This window comes from Flavobacterium sp. CFBP9031, assembly GCF_034044945.1.
Lineage (GTDB): Bacteria > Bacteroidota > Bacteroidia > Flavobacteriales > Flavobacteriaceae > Flavobacterium.
Window position 1 is genome coordinate 39,334 of record NZ_JAXCWF010000010.1, and the last position, 21,877, is coordinate 61,210.

Consider the following 21,877-nt stretch of genomic DNA (forward strand, 5'->3'; position numbering starts at 1 on the left):
ATGAGTTGTTTTTAATAGTCTTTTACAAAGATACGCCGCGTTTCCACGGAATAAAATCATCTTGGTTTAATTGTACCGCTTTCGGAATAATTTCACCACTTGCCGCTTTGATGCAATATTCTAAAATTTCCTCGCCCATTTCTTCAATAGATTTTTCACCACTGATAATTGGTCCGCAGTCAATATCAATAATATCTTTCATTCTGGTTGCCAGAACAGAGTTTGTAGCTACTTTAATTACGGGACAAACTGGATTTCCTGTCGGCGTTCCCAATCCAGTCGTAAACAAAATTAAAGTTGCTCCCGAAGCTGCTTTTCCAGTTGTTGCTTCAACGTCATTTCCTGGCGTGCAAACCAAACTTAAACCAGGTTTTGTAACTAGTTCTGTATAATCTAAAACATCTACAACAGGAGAAGTTCCGCCTTTTTTTGCTGCTCCAGCACTTTTGATAGCATCGGTAATTAAACCATCTTTGATATTTCCTGGAGAAGGATTCATGTGGAAACCAGAACCCACTTTATGCGCTAGTTCATCATAAGATTCCATTAAATCGATGAATTTTTTAGCCTTATCTTCCGTAATACATCTGTCGATTAAATTCTGCTCGGCACCGCATAATTCTGGGAATTCAGCCAAAAGAATTTTTCCGCCTAAAGCTACTACTAAATCTGAAGTATAGCCCACAGCAGGATTTGCAGAAACACCGCTGAAACCATCGCTTCCACCACATTTTACTCCAATGCACAAATCGCTTAAAGGCGCATCAGTTCTTTCGTATTGGTTGATTTCGATTAAACCTTCAAACGTTTTTTTGATGGCATTGGTAATCAAAACTTCTTCGCTTTCGGTTTGTTGCTGTTCAAAAATAAACAACGGTTTGTCAAACTCTGGATTTTGTCTTTTTACATCGTTTACAAAATCTTGAACTTGTAAATGCTGGCAGCCTAAACTCAAAAGCGTGATTCCGCCCACGTTTGGATGATTCGCGTAAGAAGCCAATAAAGCGCTCAAAGTAGAAGCGTCCTGACGCGTTCCGCCGCAACCGCCTTGGTGATTTAAGAATTTGATTCCGTCTACATTTTCAAAAACACGTTTGTTTTTTGGAGTCGGATTTAATTCAATATTGATATCGTTAATGTCATTTCCGTTCAAATAACCTTCTAATAATTCGTGCGTAAATTGGTTGTATTTGTCTGTTACAGCATAACCCAATTGTTTGTGTAATGCTTCTTTGATTACGTCAAGATTTCTATTTTCACAAAAAACAGTCGGGATAAAAAGCCAGTAATTTGCCGTTCCAACGCGTCCGTCTTTTCTTTTATAACCTTTAAAAGTTCTGTTTTCAAATTTAGAAACATCTGGTGCATTCCATTCGTAAGAAGCATTTCTGTAAGCATAAGGATCTGCGGCATGTTTAAGGTTTTCAGTCGTCATTAGACTTCCTTTTACCAAATCGTTTTGCACTTTTCCAACCAAAACACCGTACATATTTACTTCTTCTCCTTGCTTCATATCCTGTATGTAGAATTTATGTTTGGCTTTGATGAGGTCTTGTAAAACGTAAGTTTCATTTTCAAAATGAATGGTTTCACCTTTTTGAAGATCGGTTAAGGCAACCAATACATTATCGTCTGGATGCAGTTTTACAACCAGTTTTTTTGTGTTATTCTCAGACATTGTGTTGTTTGTTTTTTCTTTTTTTTTGATGTCACTGCTTTCGTTTTATAACAATTTAATCCCTTGATTTTGTATAGAATTCGTGCAGTTAACGAAAAATAAAATTAGTTTTTTTACACATTGGTTAATAGTCTAATATTATCCGTATCTAATCTTTAATTATCTTTGCAGTATGAAATTGGAACAAACCAAAATAGCGTCTTATCTTAACACGAAGGTTTCGGTGCTGAATCGTATTGAACCTTTTTTTCAAGCGCCTTTTCATTCGCATCCGGAATTGGAATTGGTGTATGTAAAAGAGAGTTTCGGCAAGCGGATTATTGGAAATTCGGTTATGCCGTTTGAACCGGGAGATATGGTTTTTTTAGGTTCTGATATTCCGCATGTTTGGTTAAATGATGAAAAATACTATCATGGAATTGAAGATTTAAGAGCCAATTCGATTGTCGTATATTTTCATAAAGATATTTTTGGTCCAACTTTTTATGAATTAAAAGAAACCCAAAAAATTAACGAACTTTTTTTTCAGGCAGGAAAAGGAATTTCGATTATCGGAAAAACCAATAAACAGATCGCAAAGAAACTAGAGAAGTTAGTTGCTAAAAAAGACTTCGAAGTTATTGTTGGGCTTTTCGAGATTTTGTCTATTCTTTCCGAAAGTCAGGATACAATTTACATCAACGATGAAATTTATTCGTTGATGCAGAAGGATTCGAAAGTAGATCGTCTTTCGGAGGTTTTTCAATACGTCAACAAAAATTATAAAAAGAATATTTCCTTGGAAGAAATTGCCGCTGTCGCGAATATGACGCGGACTTCGTTCTGCAGAATGTTCAGGGTAAAAACGAAGAAGAATTTTGTAGATTATCTGCACGAAATCCGAATTTCGAATGCTTGTAAATTGTTGTTGGAAACGGATAAAAGCATGTCTGAAATTGCGTATGAATGCGGTTATAAAACGGCTTCAAACTTCAATAAACTCTTCAAAAAAGTTAAGGGAATTACACCTTCCGATTTTAAAAATAATGCGAAGGTTAGTTTTGCCACAGATTATAAAGATTAAAAAGGATTTCAGAATTAAATCTGCTTGATCTGCCGAATCTGCGTGAAACAAAAAAATAAACACATAGAAACATAGAATTTGTCATCCATAAAAGAGTGAAAAAACAAATCTAGATTTGAACAAATAGTGCTATGTGAATTTAAATAAATGCCACAGATTAAAAGGATTAGAATGATTCGCTTTAGTTTGTCACCCTGAGCGGAGTCGAAGGGCTCTCCAATTGGACGTGGGCTTCGACTCCGCTCAGCCTGACAAAACTGGACGTAAAAATCCTTTTAATCTGTGGCAAAAAAAATTAAATAGAACGATCTAAATGTGTATAACCGCCATCAACATAAATAATCTGTCCAGTGGTATGACTTGATTTTTCAGACAATAAGAAAACCACCATATTCGCGATTTCCTCCGCTGTTGTCATTCTGTTTTCTAGCGGAATATTTTTGGTAATTGCAGCCAGTTTTTCTTCTTTATTTTCAAAAGTATTGATCCACGTTTCGTAAAGCGGCGTGTAACATTCTGCTACGATTACAGCGTTTACACGGATGCTATATTTTAATAATTCAACAGCCCATTCTCTGGTTAAAGCATTTCTTCCACCGTTTGAAGCGGCATACGCTGAGGTTCCGCCTTGACCTGTTTCGGCAGTTTTAGAACCGATGTTTACAATTGCTCCTTTTGATTCTTTTAAATATGGAAGAGCATGCTGCGCCATCAAATAATAATGCACTAAATTTTTGTGAAGAGAAGCAGCGAAATCTTCATAATTTCCGTTTTCTAATCCAACACCGTCATTAACGCCGGCATTGTTTACCAATCCGTCAATTCTTCCGAATTTTGCGATTACGGCTTCAACGGCTTTTTTGCAGTCTTCAGGTTTTGTCAAATCGGCGGCAACTTGATGCGCTTCTTTTCCAATGGCTTTTAATTCTTCTACGGCTTTGATGTTATCATTTTCGTTACGTCCAACGATAAACGGAATGGCATTTTCTTCGGCTAGAACTTTAACGATTCCTAAACCGATTCCTTTTGCACCTCCCGTAACGATAATGATTTTTTGGGTTAATGATAACTGCATGGTATTTATATATTATAATTTAAAATTCTTGTTTTATGAATTAGATTTTCACCCTGAGTGGAGACGAAGGGCGCTCCAATTGGACGTGGGCTTCGACTCCGCTCAGCCTGACAAAATCAGATATATTTTTTATTCAATGAATATACCTTAAAAATTTACAGCTGTTGTTCATGACAAACAACAGCTGTAAAGATAGAGAGAATAGAACTGATAATTTATTACCAGAACTTAACATAAAGAGCCACGATAATCAGTAATGTAATTACGATTAAAACTGTTGTTTGTGGCTGTACTTTGAACATTCCAGGTTCTGTCTCGAATGCTTTTGGGTTTACTTTTGGACCAGCGAAACTTATCAAAATCATTGCAATCATTGTGAATAAGAATGATAATCCCATACAGATGTGGAAAGGAATTTCAAAAGCTCCTTTTCCGTTATTGTAAGCGGTATATAAAAGTGTGTCGTTTCCAAATATAGCTGGAGCATATTCGTTGAATAAAACAGATAATAAGAATCCTAAAATTACCCCAACAATTGCAGCTGTTCCAGTAGTTCTTTTCCAAAACATACCTAAGAAGAACATAGCGAAAACCCCAGGGCTAATGAATCCAGTGTATTTTTGGATGTAGGTAAATCCTCCAACACCGCCAATTCCTAAAACGTCATTCCAAGTAAATAAAACAGCTAAAAGCATTGCAGCAAAAACGGCAAGTCTACCAATGTTTACTTGTTGTTTTTCACCAGCATCTTTCTGGATGTATTTTTTATGAATATCTAATGTATAGATTGTAGAGATACTGTTTACTTTTCCAGCTAAAGAAGCTACGATTGCAGCAGTTAAAGCGGCAACAGAAAGTCCTTTTAATCCAGTTGGCAAGAATGTTAAAACGGCAGAATAAGCACCATCTTTTCCTCCAACTAATTGTGGTAAATGTCCGTTTGTGTATAAAACGTAAGCAGCAATACCGGGTAACATTACGATAAGCGGCATTAATAATTTTAACATACCAGCGAATAAAATTCCTGTACGAGCGGTTTGTAAATCTGCTCCAAGTGCTCTTTGTGTAATGTATTGGTTACATCCCCAGTAATTTAAGTTGATGATCCAGATACCTGCAGCGTAAGATAACAATCCAGGGAAAGTTAAATATTTATCGATTTCAAGCTGAGAAGATGTTGCAGTTGGTTTTGGAATAATCATTTTAAAATGCTCAGGCGCCTCAGTCATTAATACTTTGAATCCTTCAATTGCACTACTGCTTATTCCTAACTTTTCTCCAACAGTTACCAATGCGATATAAGAAGTTACCAAACCTCCAATAATTAAAACGGCAACCTGAATAACGTCTGTATAAGCTACCACTTTCATTCCTCCAAGAGAAATAAATAGAGCAAAAACAGCCAATCCGATCATGATCGCGTGAAGATATTGACCTCCAGCAAGACCGTTAATGGCAACAGCTCCCAAATAAAGAATAGAAGTTAAGTTTACAAAAACGTACAAGAACAACCAGAAAACCGCCATAATCAAAGCAGTAGATTCGTTGTAACGTGTTTTTAAGAATTGTGGCATGGTGTAAATCTTGTTTTTAAGATAAACAGGAATAAACCACACAGCAACAATAATAAGTGCAATAGCGGCAAGCCATTCGTACGCAGCAACAGCGATTCCTAAAAAGAATCCTTCACCGCTCATTCCGATGAACTGTTCTGCAGAGATATTAGAAGCAATAAGAGAAGCTCCAATTGCCCACCAAGTTAAATTTCCTTCAGCCAAAAAGTAAGCTTTAGCGTCTTGTTCGTCTTGTTTACGTTTGCGGTAAACGGTGTAACCGTAGACCGAGACTACGATGAAATAAATAATAAAAACCGCATAGTCTGCGAAAGCGAGGTTTTGGTTCATTGTTAGTAGTATTTTAAATAATTATTATAGGGTTGTTTGTTTATGTGGTTTTAAATCTGTTTTTGTGTTGTCAAATCTTGTTAAAAATGCAAGATGTGTTTTATTTCTGTTATTTTTTTGCGAAAATAAAGCAGAAGCCAAATGTAAAATAAAAATTTAGAAATCAACTATTAGTAAATGTGTTTTTTACATTTATCCAGCAAGAATTGTGTTAAATTTTTAGATTTGGATGAAGTACAACACCAAACCGTTACGCTTTTACTAGGCTTTTGTAATGTACATCTGAAAGCTGTCTCAAAATTTCAGCACTTTTTTCAGGTGTAATATCACGTTGCGATTCGCCCAACATTTCATATCCGACCATGAATTTCTTTACCGTTGCAGATCTCAACAAAGGCGGATAAAAATGCATGTGAAAATGCCATTCAGGATGTATTAAACCATCTGTTGGCGATTGGTGAATTCCTGACGAATATGGAAATGAAGTATTAAATAAATTGTCATACTTCGTTGTAAGTTGCTTTAGGATTTTCGCGAAAGCGGTACTTTCATCAGCAGTAAAATTGGTGATTTTGTTTACAGCTCTTTTGCTGATAATCATGGTTTCGTATGGCCAGATTGCCCAAAACGGAACCAATGCCACAAAATGATCATTTTCGATTACAATGCGATCGCCAGCTTTCAATTCGGCTTTTACGTAATCTTCTAACAATGTTGTCTGATTTTTATCGTAGTACGATTTTAAGCTGTTTTGTGTTTTTTCAACCTGAGTTGGTAGAGAAGATTGTGCCCAAATTTGGCCGTGTGGGTGTGGGTTACTACAGCCCATAACACTTCCTTTGTTTTCAAAAATTTGAACGTGGTTGATAAATTTAATGTTTCCTAAATCGGTATATTCTTTCTGCCAAGTTCTAATGATGTTTTCAATATCGGCAATTTCCATTTCTGGAAGAGTCAGATCGTGTCTTGGCGAAAAGCAAACCACTCTCGAAATTCCTTGTTCTGGTTTTGCCTTAAAAAAAGTATGTTTAATATCATCTTCAAAAATGATTTCGTCCTGTTTCATAGCAGCAAAATCATTTTCAAAAACAAAACTGCTTTCGTATTGCGGATTATTCATTCCGTTGGCACGAACATTTCCTGGACACAAGTAACAAGTTGGGTCGTATTTAGGAAGTTCTTCAGTTGAAATAGTTTCATTTTGTCCTTGCCAAGGGCGTTTTGCACGGTGAGGTGAAACCAAGACCCATTCGTTAATTAATGGGTTGAAGCGTCTGTGCGGATCTTCGTTAATGTCAAAATTTTTCATTGTACAGTTGTGGTTTTAAAGTAGCGTTGTTCCGTTAGAGATTTTTACATCATAGAATTTTAATTCAATTCCAAATGTATCTAAATAAAGTTTAGAGAACTTACGCTTTACCTCATTTTCATTTCCTTTTTTAACTAAATTGATAGTGCATCCTCCAAAACCACCTCCCATAAGTCGGGAACCAATAATGGAATCATCTTCTTTTGCGGTATCAACAAGCATGTCTAATTCTTCGCAGCTTACCTCGTATTCTTTAGATAAACCATAATGTGTTTCAAAAAGCAGTTCTCCTAAAAGTTCAATGTTTCCTTGGTCTAAAGCTTCACAAGCTTTGATAACGCGGTTGATTTCTTTTACAACAAAATGAACTCGGTCAAAAACTTTTTCAGTCATTTTATCCTTTAAGCTCAAAACTTGTTCTACAGAAGAATCTCTGAAACTTTTTACTTCTGGGAAATGATTTTTTATGATAGATAAACCTTCCTCACATTCAATTCTTCTGGTATTATATTCTGATGTAAAAAGCGAATGTTTTACATTAGAATCAAATAAAATCAGAGAATAATCTTTGAAGTCGGCATTGTGATATTCAAAATCTAAAGTGTTGCAATCTAGTTTGATCACTTTATTTTCAAGACCGTGAACGCTTGAAAATTGGTCCATAATTCCGCAGTTGATACCAACCCAATGTTCTGCTTTTTGCCCTAATAATGAAATGTCTTTTTTCTCAATTTTTAAATCAAACAGCGATTTGATTCCGAAAATCATTCCGCATTCCAAAGCTGCAGAAGAAGACAATCCAGAACCAACCGGAATATTACTGCTGAAAACACAATTGAAACCTTCAAAAGAAAATCCGTTATCCTGCAATTGTTTGATTACGCCACGAATGTAATTGGTCCAAACCACATCGCTCAGTTTTACTTCCTGAGTCAAATCGATTTCGAATTCTTCATTCAAATCGATGGCAATTATTTTAGAAGTTTTGGTGTTGTTTTTTTCAAAAGCAAAGCAAATCACTTTGTCAATTGCAGCAGGCAAAACATAACCGTCATTGTAGTCAATATGTTCTCCAATGATGTTGATTCTGCCTGGAGAAAGTACCGTTTTTTGAGGAGAAGATCCGAAAGATTTCTCAAAAAAAGCAACGGTATTCTGTATTAAAATATCATTCATTATATAGTTAGTGTATTGTGGTTTTTGGAATTGTATTAATTTAAACTTTCAAATTTGTAAAGTGTTTTTTGCGTGTATTCCTCGCCTTTTTTCAAAACTGCATTTGGAAAATGAGCATGATTTGGCGCATCTGGGAAATTTTGAGTTTCAAAACAAATTCCGCTTTGCGCATTATAATCAACGTTTTCTTTTCCTTTCAGTTTTCCGAAACAATTTCCGCCTACATATATATGTACACTTGGCTGATCGGTATAAACATTCATTCTTAGGTTATTTTTTAAGCTGATTAACTGCGCTACGATTTCAGTTTTAGAATTCACCACAAAAGAATTGTCAATTGGAAACGGACAGCTTTTTGGATTTCTAAAATCAAATTCATGATTGGTTAAATCAGTAAAATTTCCTGTTGGAATATTATCAGAATTGGTTTCCAGCATTTTAGCCGATTTGATAAACATTTGCTGTTCTAAAACATTTCCGTCATGTCCATCCAGATTAAAATAACTATGATGCGTCAAATTGATAATAGTATCTTCTGTTGAGGTTGCTTTGTATTCTAACTTCAATTCATTTTCTTCGGTCAAAGTATAAGTCAAATAAACCGTCATTTCTCCAGGAAAATTTTCGTCTAAATGCTCGCTCAAAAGGGCAAAAGTAATAGAAGGATTTTCGCCAGAAGTTGCATTAACAACACTCCATGCTTTTCTTCCAAATCCCATTACTCCTCCGTGAAGCGTGTTGCCGTTGTTGTTTCCGTCTAGCTGAAACTTTTTATCGTCAAGGCTAAAAGTTGCATTATGAATACGACCTGCATAACGACCCACAGTAGTTCCGAAATATGGAGCACTTGGTAAATTGTATGATTCTAAATACGATTCTAAATTATCAAACCCTAATACAACATCTGTTAATTTTCCGTTTACCGGAATTTGGATTGAAGTTACAGTTGCACCATAATTGATGATCTGAACTTTCATTCCATTTTTATTAACCAAATCAAAAGAATAAATTTCTTCCTTATTGGGCATTAAACCAAATAATTTGCAATTGTGAGTCTCTTTTAAATGCGATATGTGTTTTATTTCCATAAAAATTTTACCAAAAATGAAATCCAAAAATAGAAACATTTATTATTTTTGCATACCAGTACCTACCAGTTTTTGCTATTTATAGTCAAAATGACTTTTATTATGAACATTATTTCAATTCACAATAACATCGGTCTGCCAAAATATAAGCAGATTATTCTTTCAATCGAAAAAGCGATTGAAGAAGGAAATTTGATTAAAGGCGATAGGCTTCCGTCGGTAAATAAAGTCTGTCTGGCTTTTTCTTTATCTCGCGATACGGTCTTATTGGCGTATGACGAATTGAAGAAAAGAGGAATCATTTATGCTATTCCAGGAAAGGGATATTACGTTAAAAGCGTTGAAATCACTATAACTCAGAAGGTTTTTTTGCTTTTTGATGAGTTGAATATTTTTAAAGAAGATATTTATAATTCGTTTTTAAAAAACATTGGAAAAAATGTTCAAGTCGATATTTTTTTTCACCATTTTAATGTTCAAGTTTTCAAAAAGCTGTTAAATGACAGCAACGGAAATTATACAAAATACATTATTATGCCGACGAACTTAAACGATATCGTGGATTCTATAAAAACCCTACCAGTAAGCGACGTAATTATTTTGGATCAGACCAATCCGGACTTAAAAATGTTTCCCGCAATTTATCAAAATCACCAAAAAGATATCTTTGAAGGTTTGATGAAAGGCAAATCGCGATTATCAAAATACAAGAAACTGATTTTAATTTTCCCTGGTTTTAGAGAACCTCCAGGAATGAAATTAGGGTTTGAGTCGTTTTGCCAGACTTATGGTTTTGATTATGAAGTTATTTCAGATTTCGGCAATCAATCTATTGCTTTGGGAGATCTGTACATTATACCGCATGATCGTGATTTGCTTTTGGTTATAGAAAATGCAATGAGCAGAAATTTAAAGTTGGGAGAAGATTTCGGAATTATATCGTATAATGAAACGCCATTGAAGAAAATTGCCGCAAACGGAATTACCACCATTTCAACCAATTTTGAATTGATGGGAAAAATTCTGGCCGATATGGTTTTAAAAGGAACAAAAGAGCAGATCGAAAATAGATCTGCTCTGATATTGCGTAATTCGCTATAAATTTCTCCCGCAGATTTAGCAGATGCAGGGGATTTTTTTTTATTAAATCAGCCAAATCTCCTAAATCTGCGAGAGAATAAATAAAGTTTATAAATTCAATACAAAATTATTGAGTAGTTTTTCTTCATATTTCTCTTTGTTGAAAGTATATAAGTAAGAACCTTTTCGAGAAGACTGCATGTCTTTTTCTTCTAGTTTATTTAGAATTTCCAGAGAGTTTATTTTACTGATGAAATTTCTTTTGTCCAATTCTTTGCTCAAAATAGCTTCGTACAATTCTAAAAGCTGACGCATTGTGAATTTCTCCGGAAGCAATTCAAAACCAATTGGTTTTACAGAAGTTTTATATCGAAGCCTCTTAATCGCATTTTGAACCATTTCGTTATGGTCAAAAATTAAGTTTGGAGCGTCGTTAATCGGGAACCATTCAGCGTGGTAATTCTGGATCAATTCTGCATTGTGGTTTTCGATGTTAATTAACGCGAAATAAGAAACCGAGATGGTTCTTTCTACAGGGTCACGATCAATTTCACTGTAAGCATGAAGTTGCTCCATATAAATATCGTTAAGACCTGTATAGGTATTTAAGATTCTGGTTGCGGCAGCATCTAAGACTTCATCGCGTTTTAGAAAACCTCCAATTAAGGACCATTTTCCTTTTTCTGGCTCAAAATCTCTTTGAATTAAAAGGATTTTTAGACCGTCATTGTCGAATCCGAAAATGATGCAGTCTACTGCCAGTAAAACTTTATCAGCAGAGCTATAACTATTTAGCATATATTATTAATTTGGATGGGTAAATATATGAACTTCTTAAAACGTATCATAATTTATTAATGTAGATTTCACACTTACATAATTAACTACTCAAATGTATAGTTAAAAAAGCTACTTTTTACATAAAAATAACATACAAATTGTCTTTTTAAGATTTTTTTAAGAAAAAAACAGGACAGTCAAGGATAGTTTTTTATAAAAATAGGTTCTGTTTAGTCAAAATGACTCAAAAATAAACAATCTTTTACCTACAAAACAATCTTTTTTTTAAATTTAAAACATTAAAAAACAGATTATTTATACTTTTTTTTATTCCCTTCTTTTTTTGATTAAAAAACGACTTTTTCAGTAAAAGTGTATTTTTTACACAATTAAAATCATTAAAACAGCAGTTTTTTTGAAAAAACCTTGAATTTTTAAATGTTAATTTGACACTTAATTTGCGATATGTGTTTTTTTTGAGCTCTTTTTTTGTGATATTAATTTGTTTACATGATTTTTTTTTAGTTAAATTTACAAATGTAAGATTAACACTTATTAACTAAACCACTAACCAATCTTAACTAAACCATTATGATTACAAAACAAAAATTACTTTTGTATTGCAATTTTCTATTGCCAAAAACAAATTGGATTTTAGCAGTTTTAATGCTATTATTTTCTGTTAATCAGATGTCTGCTCAAGGCAAAACGATAACAGGGGTTGTTACATCGGCGCAAGACAATCTTCCTTTGCCGGGTGTAAACATTATAATAAAAGGAACCAAAACAGTTGCTACAACTGGATTTGATGGAGAGTATTCGATTAAAGCATCCACAAATGATGTTTTAGTTTTTTCATTTATAGGATTTCAGAACAAAGAGATAGTCGTAGGAAGCCAGTCTAAAATTGATGTGGCGTTGGGCGAAGACACTAATAAACTTAATGAGGTAGTTGTTATTGGTTACGGAACTCAAAAGAAATCAGATTTAACAGGTTCTGTAAGTGTTGTTAACTTAGAATCGGCTAAAAAAGTAGTTACTTATGATGCCGCAAAAATGCTTCAAGGACAAGTGCCAGGTGTTACTGTACAATCTTCAGGAGAACCAGGAGGTTTTGTTAATGTGAAGATTAGAGGTATAACTTCGTTTAGCAACAATAATCCGCTTTTTGTAATCGACGGAATTATGGTCGATTCACCTTATGATTTTGCCCCAGGAGAAATAGAATCTATGCAGGTTTTAAAAGATGCATCATCGGCTGCTATTTATGGTGTTCGCGGTGCAAATGGTGTTGTAATTATTACGACTAAAAAAGGTAAGCAAGGCAAAATGGACATTAAATTCAAGTCTATTGTAGGTCTTCAAAATGTTGCTAAAAAGTGGGATGTTACAGATCGCGTTGGTTACCAGAAAATTACTAGCGAGGCCGAAAGAAACAGAGATATTAGAGCAGGCGTTCCAGTAAGCATTGCTCCAGGAAATGACCCAAATAGTGCATCGTACATATCAAATGTTGATACAGATTGGCAGAAAGAATCTTTTCAGACTGGTGTTGTACAAAATCAAGCCTTGACATTTACAGGAGGTGCAGAAAGTATTGCTTACAGCTTTAATGTTGACTATTTTAAAAATACAAGTTACATTAAAACACCTCAGGACTATGAGAGATTGTCTACCAATTTAAATTTAAATGGTAAAAAAGGAAAATTTAAATACGGTGCAAAAATAGCTTATACACAATCTGATAAGGAAATTTTTAATGAATACAATGCAGGTCAAACGGTTGTAAGTGATATTTTAGGAGCTATTCCGACTATGCCCGTTTATGATGCAAACAGACTTGGTGGTTATGGAGGTACAGACAATCTGACTCAGAGAGCAATTTCTATGAATCCTATTGGATACAACAATCTGATTGATAATAATGGAAAAAGAAACCGTTTTATTGGAGATGTTTGGGGAGAAGTAGAAATCGTTAAAGGTCTTAAATACAAACTGGATGTAAGTTACGATAGAACTGATTGGGAAAATAGAAAATTTATTCCACCAAGTGATTTAGGATGGTATTATATTACTACAAATGACGAAGCATCTCTAGATGTTGAAACAGGAAATGAGCTAAGAACGTTTTTGAATAATTTGTTAACTTATGAAGTGACTCTTGGGAAGCATAAAATTGACGCTCTTGCAGGTTGGATTCAGGAAAAAAGAGATTATCACAGATATAATTCAAGAGGTGTAGGTTACACTCCAAACGACATTCCGATGCTTCAATATGCTGATGCTAGAAATGCATCTGAATATAAATTTACGATTACAGGAATATCATACATCAGTAGATTAAATTATTCTTATGATGATAGATATTTAGTGCAGGCTAACTTTAGACAAGATAAAACGTCTCTTTTTAGTGAAAAAAATAATTCGGCAAACTTTTACTCTTTTTCAGGAGGATGGAAACTTAGTAACGAAAAATTCTGGACATTGCCAGAATGGATAAGCAATATTAAACTTAGAGGAGGTTACGGGACATTAGGAAATAATACTATTTCGCAATATTTCTTTGCTTCAACGGTAAACAGTTTTGCAGGTTATGATTTTAATAATGAGCTCGCTCCAGGAACAACTGTAGTTGCGGCACTGGACCCTAATGTAAAATGGGAAAAATCTACAAACTCAAACGTAGGTATCGAATTAGGTTTTTTAAACAATGATTTACAGTTTACAGCAGAATACTTTGTAAAAAAATCAGATGATTTATTGTTAGGCGTTCCGCTTCCGTTTTCTACAGGGGCATTTCCAGCAAGTGTTACCACAAATGCAGGATCAATGAAAAACTCAGGGGTTGAGTTTACAGCAGCTTACAGCAATCATCATCATAAATTTAAATATGATATTTCTGCAAACTTTGGAACACTGAAAAATGAAGTTACTAAAATCGGTGTAAACGGAAATCCGATCTACGGAGCAGTTTCTAAAACTGAAGTAGGAAGATCTGTTGGAGAAATGTTTGCTTGGGAAGCAGTTGGAATTTTCCAAAATGCAGCTGAAGTTGCGGCTTCTCCAACTCAAACGGGTGCAGCTCCTGGAGACGTGAAATTTAGAGATGTAAATGGCGACGGAATAATTACAGATGCAGATAGAACTTTCCAGGGAGTAACAATTCCTAAATATGGCTTCGGATTCAATTTCAGTGCTTCTTATTCTAACTTTGATTTCTCTATGTTTTGGCAAGGAGCGGGAGGTAACAAAGTATTTAATGCAATGTACCGCAATTTGATGATCGGACAATATACAAACCATCATACAGATGAGTTAAATTATTGGACACCAACGAATACCAATACCAATATTCCGGCTCCAGTTATTGGAGATCCAAATGGAAACAGCAGAGATTCAAACAGATTTATTGAAAGCGGTGATTATGTGAAACTGCAAACAATGGAAATCGGGTATAACATCCCGATAAAAGATAAATTTATTGAAAAAGCTAAGGTTTACCTAAATGGTCAAAATCTGTTGATTATCTCTAAATATAAAGGATATGATCCTGACTTTAACAGTGACGGATTACTTTCAAGAGGATATGATGCAGGATCTTTTCCAAATCCAAGAACAATTTCTTTAGGAGTAGAAGTAAGCTTCTAACCAGGTCTAACCATTAAAACGTATTAAAATGAAATCTAAATTTTTTAGCTATATAACCGTTTTCCTTTCACTAGCCTTGGTAACCACAAGCTGTGTGGATAACGAAGATTTGACTCAACTAGATCCAAATAATGATTCAGTCGATAACTTTTGGAAAACAGATGAAGATGCATTGCAAGGTGTAAATGCTGCTTACGGAAGTTTATTAACAGATGGAACTTACATGAGAAGTACACCATTATTGTTAGATGCAAAAGCAGATGATTCTCGTACAAACAGCCCTTGGGCATCAATGTATAATGTGGGGCACTTTAATTCAAATGTTGCAGATGCAGCGATTTATGGATGGGCTTACGAAACTTATTATCAAGGTATTTACCGTGCCAATCAAGTATTGACAAATGTACCCGGAATTGAATTTGAAGACGAAGCTTTAAAAAACAGAATTATAGGACAAGCTTATTTCTTAAGAGGATTGTACTTTTTTCATGCAGTAAACATGTTTAAGAATGTGCCTCTTCCAACAGAATTAGCGGTTTATTATCCTCAAAAAACACAAGACGAAGGCTGGGCACAAGTTATTGCAGACTTTAAAGCAGCAGCAGAATTACTTCCAAATTCTTATGTTGGCCTTTCAGGATTAGATGGAGGACAAAAAGGACGTGCAACTAAAGGGGCAGCGTTAGGATATTTAGGAAAAGCCTATTTGTTTACAAAAGATTTTACAAATGCTAAAACAACGTTTAAGCAAGTAATAGATTTAGGAGTTTATTCTTTGGTCGCAAATTACCGTGATAACTTCACAACAGCAAACGAAAACAATTCAGAATCTCTTTTTGAAGTGCAATTTAGCCGTGATGCCGGAGGTGTCGATTTAGGTTGGGGAGGTGCTCCTGCTTCTGGATGGGGAAAAACATCTGCAAGAGCCATTACCTATGCACCACGTGCTTTTGGATGGACAGACGTTCAGCCAACTTGGGCATTGTTTAATGAATTTAAAGAAGAAAAAACAAAAACAGGACAAGATGATCCTCGTCTAGATGCTACTATTTTTTACAATAAACCAGGCGGAATGCAATTGTACGGAAAAGATTTTGCCACATTCTATGCTTCAAGTCCAGCCGATTTAAATGATTTATTCTGCAGAAAATACCAAAACTCTGACGGACAATTTGCAGACGAATACGATTGGCGTTCCGGAATCAATGAGCGTTTATTAAGATATGCCGATGTTCTTTTAATGTATGCTGAATGTTTAAATGAAACAGGCGATACTCAAGGAGCTTATACTTACATTCAAATGGTAAGAGACAGAGTAAATCTTCCTGATTTAGCCACTGCAAAACCAGGATTGTCTCAAGCGCAAATGAGAGAGCAGATTGGTCACGAAAGATTTTTAGAATTTCCTCTAGAAGGACACCGTTTTGACGATATCCGCCGTTGGGGATGGCTTCAAGACCCTGCTAAATTAGCTTGGTTAAAAGCAAGAGATGCAGAGTTTAATTCTTATACAGCAGGAAGAGAATATTTCCCAATTCCACAATTAGAAATGGATAACAACCCGGGAACTGTTCAAAACGACAGTTATTAAGTTTTCACTCTCGGTTTTCAGTCACAGTCTCACTGTATACTGTAACTGAAAACTGAGACTATAATATTATGCCTTAGAATTTGGAATACAAGAGAAGTAATTTTTAACAGTAACTAAAATTAGAATAATGAAAACAATTACAAGTTTGATTTTATTAGCGATATTATTTGGGAGTTGTCAAAATGAAGATATTGTCCCAACACAAGAAGGAACAACAGCAGTTGTAAATGCAGAGGATTCAAAGGTTACCAATTTAACAGCAAAAACAGTCAGCGGAAATGTGCCATCACATGATCCAAGTACGATTGTAAAAAGTGGTGTTAATTATTATGTTTTTACTACAGGAGATAATATTCCAGTTACCTATTCAACAAATCTAACAAGCTGGGCTTGGGGAACATCGGTGTTTTCATCAACGCCAAGTTGGATTACAGGATATGTTCCAGGGTTCGTTAAGATCTTTTGGGCGCCAGATGTTGCTTGGTTTAATAACAGATGGAATATGTACTATTCCTGTTCTACATTTGGTTCAGCCACTTCTGCAATCGGACTGGTTACAACACCAGCCATTTCGCAAAGCGCGGGAACAACATGGACAGACAGAGGAGTTGTTGTTTCTTCTTCATCAGCATCAGATGTTAATGCAATCGATCCGTCAATTTTAGTAGATGGAAGCAATGTCTATATGGCTTACGGTTCATGGCATGCTGGTATTGGTGTAATTCAAATTAATCCTTCGACAGGAAAAACAACAGGAAGCAGAACCATTGTTGCTGGCGGAAACAGTGCATCTTGGGAGGCTCCTTGTTTAATTAAAGAAGGAAGCTATTATTACTTATTTGTAAACCGAGGAACTTGCTGTAATGGAGTTAACAGCACCTATTATATTGTAGTTGGGCGTTCTACAAGTCCGTTTGGGCCTTTTGTGGATAAAAACGGAGTATCTCTAAAAAGCGGCGGCGGAACAACCGTTCTGGCTTCACAAGGAAATTATATCGGTCCAGGGCATTTGTCAAGAATTACAGGAACGCAAAAGGGAGCGGTTCATTATTATGACGGAGCCGACAGCGGAAATCCAAAACTCGAAATTGTATACTTTACTTGGTCATCAGGATGGCCGACACTTTCTTATTAAAAAATTAAAATTCAGAGGAAAGTTTTCGGGCTTTCCTCTACAATAAAAACCACTATGAAAAAAGCACTTTTAATCACATTTCTTATTTCGTTTTGCAGTCAGCTGAATTTTGCGCAAACCACAATCACCATTAAAAATACGGCCGATGCGCCAACAATTGACAAAAATATTTACGGTCATTTTGCAGAGCATTTAGGGCGTTGTATTTACGGAGGATTTTTTGTGGGAGATACTTCGAAAATTCCAAATACAAAAGGAGTAAGAAATGATATTATTGCGGCTTTAAAAGATTTAAAAATCCCAAATTTAAGATGGCCAGGAGGCTGTTTCGCTGATACTTACCATTGGAAAGATGGAATCGGGCCACAAGAACAAAGACCAAATATTGTAAACAAATGGTGGGGCGGAGTTACTGAAGATAACAGTTTTGGAACACACGATTTCTTGAACATGTGTGAACTTCTTGGAGCAGAACCTTATTTATCTGGAAATGTAGGAAGCGGAACGGTTCAAGAATTAGCAGACTGGGTTCAGTATACGAACTTCAGCGGTAAAAGTCCGATGAGTGATTTACGTGCTAAAAATGGAAGAAAAGAACCTTGGAAAGTAAAGTATTGGGGAATTGGAAATGAAGCTTGGGGATGTGGAGGAAATATGACGGCAGAATATTATGCAGGAGAATACCGTAAATATGCGACTTTCATGTCTGACTGGGAAAATACGGGAGGAATCACAAGAATTGCTTCTGGATCAAACAGTGCAGATTACAATTGGACAGAAGTTTTAATGAAAGGAATTCCGCTAAATATGTTAGGCGGAGTTGGAGTTCATCATTATGCTGTAATTGACTGGGGTAAAAAAGGAGATGATAGAAATTTTACAGAAGAAGGCTATTTTAAAACGATGCAGTCGGCTCTAAAAATGGAAGAATTAGTTACGAAACATTCTGCTATTATGGATAAGTACGATCCTGAGAAAAAAGTAGCCATGATTGTTGACGAATGGGGAGGCTGGTACGAAGTAGAAAAAGGAACAAATCCAGGATTTTTGTATCAGCAAAATACCATGCGTGATGCGGTTTTAGCTGGAGCAACTCTTAACATTTTCAATAACCATGCAGATCGTGTTCGTATGGCAAACCTAGCACAATGTGTTAACGTTTTACAAGCTGTAATCCTTACAGACAAAGCTAAAATGATTGTAACGCCAACGTATCATGTAATGAAAATGTACAGCGTGCATCAAGATGCGAAGCTATTGCCAGTAAATTTCGAATCACCATCATACACTTTTAATGGAGAAAAACTTCCTGCGGTTTCGGTTTCAGCATCAAAAGATAAAAATGGCGCAGTTCATATTTCATTAGTGAATGTGGATGCAAAAAACAAAAACAAAATCGAAATTGATATAAAAGATTTAGGTGTGAAAAACTTCACAGGAACGGTTATAACATCGGCTAAATTACAAGATTACAATTCATTTGAAAACCCAAATAAAATTGTTCCAACAGCTTTTAAAGGTTTCGAAAACAAAAAAGGAAAACTTGAAATCACTATTCCTCCTTTCTCAGTTGTTGTTTTAGAAGGAAAATAAAATAGAAGCAGATGAAAAAGCAAAATTTCATTTTAAAAACCATTTCTTCCATCGGATTTTTTGTGGCAGCAATTCTAATGGCGAGCTGTTCTAAAGATGATCCAGCGGCACCTGAAGTTGGTGGGCCAGATCCTGTCGTACCGCCAGTGGTTACGCCAACATTTGCAGGGCCAACTTATGCAGATAATTATACTGCATTTGCAAGTTGGAACACTAGATCACAATGGAATCTGGCAAATGTACATGATCCATCAGTTGAAAAATCGGGAGAATACTATTATATGTACCAAACCGATGCTTCGTACGGAAATGCACATGAGGGTAACGGACATTTTTTCTATAGAAGATCAAAAGATTTAATCAATTGGGAATTTATGGGATCTTCAATGGCTCAGGCTCCAGCTTGGGTAAAAGATTCTTTAAATAATAAAAGAGCCAGAATGAGTCCAGCTCTTCCTCCGATAGAAAATCCAAATTACGGATTTTGGGCACCGTGCGTTCGAAAAGTAGGTAATGTTTTCAGAATGTATTACAGCATCGTCGTAACCAATCCCATTACTGGAACAGACACCAATACTTCTTGGACAGAACGTGCTTTTATTGGTTTGGCTGAAACAACAGATTTGGCTTCTAATAATTGGGTTGATAAAGGAATGGTAGTCTGCTCAGAACCTGACGGCGTAAAAAGTTATGTTAGAAATGGAGGAAACGATTGGGATGCTTATTTTAAATTCAATGCCATTGATCCGAGTTTTATTGAAACCCCAGAAGGTGAACAATATTTAATTTACGGTTCTTGGCATTCTGGAATTGCAGCTTTAAAACTAAATCCGACAACAGGAAAACCAGATAAATTAAAAACAATCGACGATTACGGAGTTCGAATCGCGGGTCGTGGAAATGTAAATTCAAATCGATGGCAAGCACTTGAAGGACCAGAAATTATCTACAATCCAGACACGCAATATTATTATTTGTTTCTGGCTTATGACGAATTATCGGTTGCTTATAACACACGAGTTGCGCGTTCTAAAAACATTCTTGGTCCTTACGTAACCAACACTGGAATGAGTATTACAAACGGCGCCGAATGTTTTCCATTGGTAACGCATCCGTATCAGTTTAAAAATCATACAGGTTGGGTTGGATTTGCGCACTGCGCTGTTTTTCAAAATCCAGAAACAAAACAATGGTTTTATGCTTCGCAGGCACGTTTGCCAGAAGGAGTTTCGGGAATTGCGGTTTCAAATGCAGTCATGATGGGACATGTGCATGGAATTCAATGGACAGAAGACGGCTGGCCTGTAATAGAACCAGAACGTTATGCTGGAGTTCCAACAACGACTTTTGCAGAAGGAAATCTGGTTGGAACATGGGAACAAATTACGATGAATTATCAGTACAAAACCATGCAGAAAGCGGTTACGATTTTTTTAACTGCCGACAAAAAAGTAAGTGGTGATATAACAGGCACTTGGTCTTACGATCCTGCAAAAAAAATTGCTACCATAAACGGAGTGAAATGCAACGTAATTGATGCCTGGGATTGGGAATCGGCAACCAGAAAAGTGACTTTAAGTTACACCGGAATTAATAGTGCTGGAATAGCGGTTTGGGGTAAAAAAATAAACTAGAAAATTCCAATTTTAAAGAATAGCCACAGATTAAAGAATTAAAAAAATCTGCTCAATCTGCATAATCTGCGAGAGAAAATAAGTCACGACCCGAGCGATAGCGAATAGGCGAAGCAATTCGCAAATGTAATTCGAGAAAATTGGTACAATTCGTGGCAAAAAATAACAACAAATGAAAAACCTATTTATAAACCTTTCTGTTTTGCTTTTATCAATTGTGGGAACAGCACAATCTGTAAAATTCAACAACCCCATTATTACAGATAAATATACAGGAGATCCTGCAGCATTGGTTTACCAAGACAAAGTGTATTTGTATGCAGGTCATGATGAAGCGCCAAACGATTTTAACTTTTATAAAATGAATGAATGGCTGGTGTATTCTTCTTCTGATATGAAAAAATGGGAATCACATCCTGTGCCATTGAAAGTAACCGATTTTAAATGGGCAAAAAGTGATGCATGGGCTTCGCAGGTAATAGAAAGAAATGGAAAATTTTATTGGTACGTAACGGTTGAACATGGAACTGTTCCAGGAAAATCGATTGGAGTTGCGGTTGCAGATAATCCGCTTGGGCCTTTTAAAGATGCATTGGGAAAAGCACTAATCACCAACGATATGACCAAGTTTAGCGACATAAGATGGGACGATATCGATCCGACGGTTTTTATTGATACTGACGGACAAGCCTATCTGTTTTGGGGAAACACAGCCTGTCATTACGCCAAATTAAAAGAAAATATGACTGAAATAGACGGAGAAATTTATCACATAAAATTACCAAATTTCACTGAAGCACCATGGATTCATAAGCATAACGGCTGGTACTATTTGTCATACGCATATGAGTTTCCTGAAAAAATTGCCTATGCCATGAGCAAATCCATTACAGAACCTTGGGAGTTTAAAGGAATTCTGAATGAATTAGCAGGAAACAGTAACACCAATCATCAATCTATAATTGATTTTAAAGGACAATCGTATTTCATTTATCATAACGGAGCATCAAAACCACATGGAGGAAGTTTTAGAAGATCTGTTTGTGTAGATAAATTATTTTATAACAAAGACGGAACAATGAAACGTGTCGTAATGACGTCTGAAGGAATACAGTAATAAATG

General features: G+C 35.6%; 15 protein-coding genes. 8 read left to right on the forward strand and 7 right to left on the reverse strand.

Going from position 1 to position 21,877, the window contains the following annotated elements; translation table 11 throughout:
- Nucleotides 1-22 precede the first annotated feature (22 nt).
- Entirely contained in the window at nt 23-1,678 is a 1,656-nt protein-coding gene (locus tag SOM12_RS16825; RefSeq protein ID WP_320494367.1) for a UxaA family hydrolase, read from the reverse strand.
- A 172-nt stretch (nt 1,679-1,850) separates the two neighbouring features.
- Here SOM12_RS16825 and SOM12_RS16830 point away from each other — a divergent pair, with 172 nt between their 5' ends.
- On the forward strand, nt 1,851-2,741 hold the full coding sequence (locus tag SOM12_RS16830) for an AraC family transcriptional regulator (RefSeq protein WP_320494368.1): 891 nt from the start codon (nt 1,851-1,853) through the stop codon (nt 2,739-2,741).
- Between the two features lie 295 nt (nt 2,742-3,036).
- Here SOM12_RS16830 and SOM12_RS16835 read toward each other — a convergent pair whose 3' ends face one another.
- The 5 genes from SOM12_RS16835 to SOM12_RS16855 form a co-directional block, all read right to left on the reverse strand.
- Nucleotides 3,037-3,816, reverse strand: coding sequence for an SDR family oxidoreductase (locus SOM12_RS16835; RefSeq protein WP_057115557.1), 780 nt, complete (start codon nt 3,814-3,816; stop codon nt 3,037-3,039).
- Nucleotides 3,817-4,034: 218 nt separating this feature from the next.
- Nucleotides 4,035-5,720, reverse strand: coding sequence for a sodium/sugar symporter (locus SOM12_RS16840; protein WP_320494373.1), 1,686 nt, complete (start codon nt 5,718-5,720; stop codon nt 4,035-4,037).
- Between the two features lie 250 nt (nt 5,721-5,970).
- Nucleotides 5,971-7,029 carry a UDP-glucose--hexose-1-phosphate uridylyltransferase gene (locus SOM12_RS16845; RefSeq protein WP_095930661.1) on the reverse strand — a complete coding sequence of 353 codons (1,059 nt, stop codon included), beginning with the start codon at nt 7,027-7,029 and terminating at the stop codon, nt 5,971-5,973.
- Between the two features lie 15 nt (nt 7,030-7,044).
- Nucleotides 7,045-8,205 (reverse strand): galactokinase, encoded by a 1,161-nt coding sequence (gene galK, locus SOM12_RS16850; protein ID WP_095930662.1) that lies wholly within the window; start codon nt 8,203-8,205, stop codon nt 7,045-7,047.
- A 35-nt stretch (nt 8,206-8,240) separates the two neighbouring features.
- Nucleotides 8,241-9,293, reverse strand: coding sequence for an aldose epimerase family protein (locus tag SOM12_RS16855; RefSeq protein ID WP_095930663.1), 1,053 nt, complete (start codon nt 9,291-9,293; stop codon nt 8,241-8,243).
- 102 nt (nt 9,294-9,395) lie between these two features.
- Here SOM12_RS16855 and SOM12_RS16860 point away from each other — a divergent pair, with 102 nt between their 5' ends.
- Nucleotides 9,396-10,394, forward strand: coding sequence for a GntR family transcriptional regulator (locus SOM12_RS16860; RefSeq protein WP_320494376.1), 999 nt, complete (start codon nt 9,396-9,398; stop codon nt 10,392-10,394).
- A gap of 87 nt (nt 10,395-10,481) precedes the next feature.
- Here the strand turns inward: SOM12_RS16860 and SOM12_RS16865 are convergent, their stop codons facing one another.
- Nucleotides 10,482-11,171: an NUDIX hydrolase gene (locus SOM12_RS16865; protein ID WP_095930664.1), complete on the reverse strand. Its 690-nt coding sequence runs from the start codon at nt 11,169-11,171 to the stop codon at nt 10,482-10,484.
- A 573-nt stretch (nt 11,172-11,744) separates the two neighbouring features.
- Here SOM12_RS16865 and SOM12_RS16870 point away from each other — a divergent pair.
- From SOM12_RS16870 to SOM12_RS16895, 6 genes are all read left to right on the forward strand, one after another.
- Entirely contained in the window at nt 11,745-14,801 is a 3,057-nt protein-coding gene (locus tag SOM12_RS16870; protein ID WP_095930665.1) for a SusC/RagA family TonB-linked outer membrane protein, read from the forward strand.
- A 28-nt stretch (nt 14,802-14,829) separates the two neighbouring features.
- A complete protein-coding gene (locus SOM12_RS16875) occupies nt 14,830-16,392 on the forward strand; it encodes a RagB/SusD family nutrient uptake outer membrane protein (RefSeq protein ID WP_095930666.1) in 1,563 nt (520 codons plus the stop codon).
- 127 nt (nt 16,393-16,519) lie between these two features.
- Nucleotides 16,520-17,527, forward strand: a complete 1,008-nt coding sequence (locus SOM12_RS16880; protein WP_320494379.1) for an arabinan endo-1,5-alpha-L-arabinosidase — start codon at nt 16,520-16,522, stop codon at nt 17,525-17,527.
- Nucleotides 17,528-17,581: 54 nt separating this feature from the next.
- Complete coding sequence (locus SOM12_RS16885) at nt 17,582-19,120, forward strand: alpha-N-arabinofuranosidase (RefSeq protein ID WP_320494380.1); 1,539 nt, start codon at nt 17,582-17,584, stop codon at nt 19,118-19,120.
- A gap of 11 nt (nt 19,121-19,131) precedes the next feature.
- Entirely contained in the window at nt 19,132-20,754 is a 1,623-nt protein-coding gene (locus SOM12_RS16890; RefSeq protein ID WP_320494381.1) for an arabinan endo-1,5-alpha-L-arabinosidase, read from the forward strand.
- Nucleotides 20,755-20,926: 172 nt separating this feature from the next.
- Complete coding sequence (locus tag SOM12_RS16895) at nt 20,927-21,871, forward strand: glycoside hydrolase family 43 protein (RefSeq protein ID WP_320494383.1); 945 nt, start codon at nt 20,927-20,929, stop codon at nt 21,869-21,871.
- Nucleotides 21,872-21,877 lie beyond the last annotated feature (6 nt).

Bases quoted from the DNA above. Each gene is read 5' to 3' on its own strand.
- SOM12_RS16825 (WP_320494367.1), bottom strand. From the start codon at position 1,678: ATGTCTGAGAATAACACAAAAAAACTGGTTGTAAAACTGCATCCAGAC.
- SOM12_RS16830 (WP_320494368.1), top strand. From the start codon at position 1,851: ATGAAATTGGAACAAACCAAAATAGCGTCTTATCTTAACACGAAGGTT.
- SOM12_RS16835 (WP_057115557.1), bottom strand. From the start codon at position 3,816: ATGCAGTTATCATTAACCCAAAAAATCATTATCGTTACGGGAGGTGCA.
- SOM12_RS16840 (WP_320494373.1), bottom strand. From the start codon at position 5,720: ATGAACCAAAACCTCGCTTTCGCAGACTATGCGGTTTTTATTATTTAT.
- SOM12_RS16845 (WP_095930661.1), bottom strand. From the start codon at position 7,029: ATGAAAAATTTTGACATTAACGAAGATCCGCACAGACGCTTCAACCCA.
- galK (WP_095930662.1), bottom strand. From the start codon at position 8,205: ATGAATGATATTTTAATACAGAATACCGTTGCTTTTTTTGAGAAATCT.
- SOM12_RS16855 (WP_095930663.1), bottom strand. From the start codon at position 9,293: ATGGAAATAAAACACATATCGCATTTAAAAGAGACTCACAATTGCAAA.
- SOM12_RS16860 (WP_320494376.1), top strand. From the start codon at position 9,396: ATGAACATTATTTCAATTCACAATAACATCGGTCTGCCAAAATATAAG.
- SOM12_RS16865 (WP_095930664.1), bottom strand. From the start codon at position 11,171: ATGCTAAATAGTTATAGCTCTGCTGATAAAGTTTTACTGGCAGTAGAC.
- SOM12_RS16870 (WP_095930665.1), top strand. From the start codon at position 11,745: ATGATTACAAAACAAAAATTACTTTTGTATTGCAATTTTCTATTGCCA.
- SOM12_RS16875 (WP_095930666.1), top strand. From the start codon at position 14,830: ATGAAATCTAAATTTTTTAGCTATATAACCGTTTTCCTTTCACTAGCC.
- SOM12_RS16880 (WP_320494379.1), top strand. From the start codon at position 16,520: ATGAAAACAATTACAAGTTTGATTTTATTAGCGATATTATTTGGGAGT.
- SOM12_RS16885 (WP_320494380.1), top strand. From the start codon at position 17,582: ATGAAAAAAGCACTTTTAATCACATTTCTTATTTCGTTTTGCAGTCAG.
- SOM12_RS16890 (WP_320494381.1), top strand. From the start codon at position 19,132: ATGAAAAAGCAAAATTTCATTTTAAAAACCATTTCTTCCATCGGATTT.
- SOM12_RS16895 (WP_320494383.1), top strand. From the start codon at position 20,927: ATGAAAAACCTATTTATAAACCTTTCTGTTTTGCTTTTATCAATTGTG.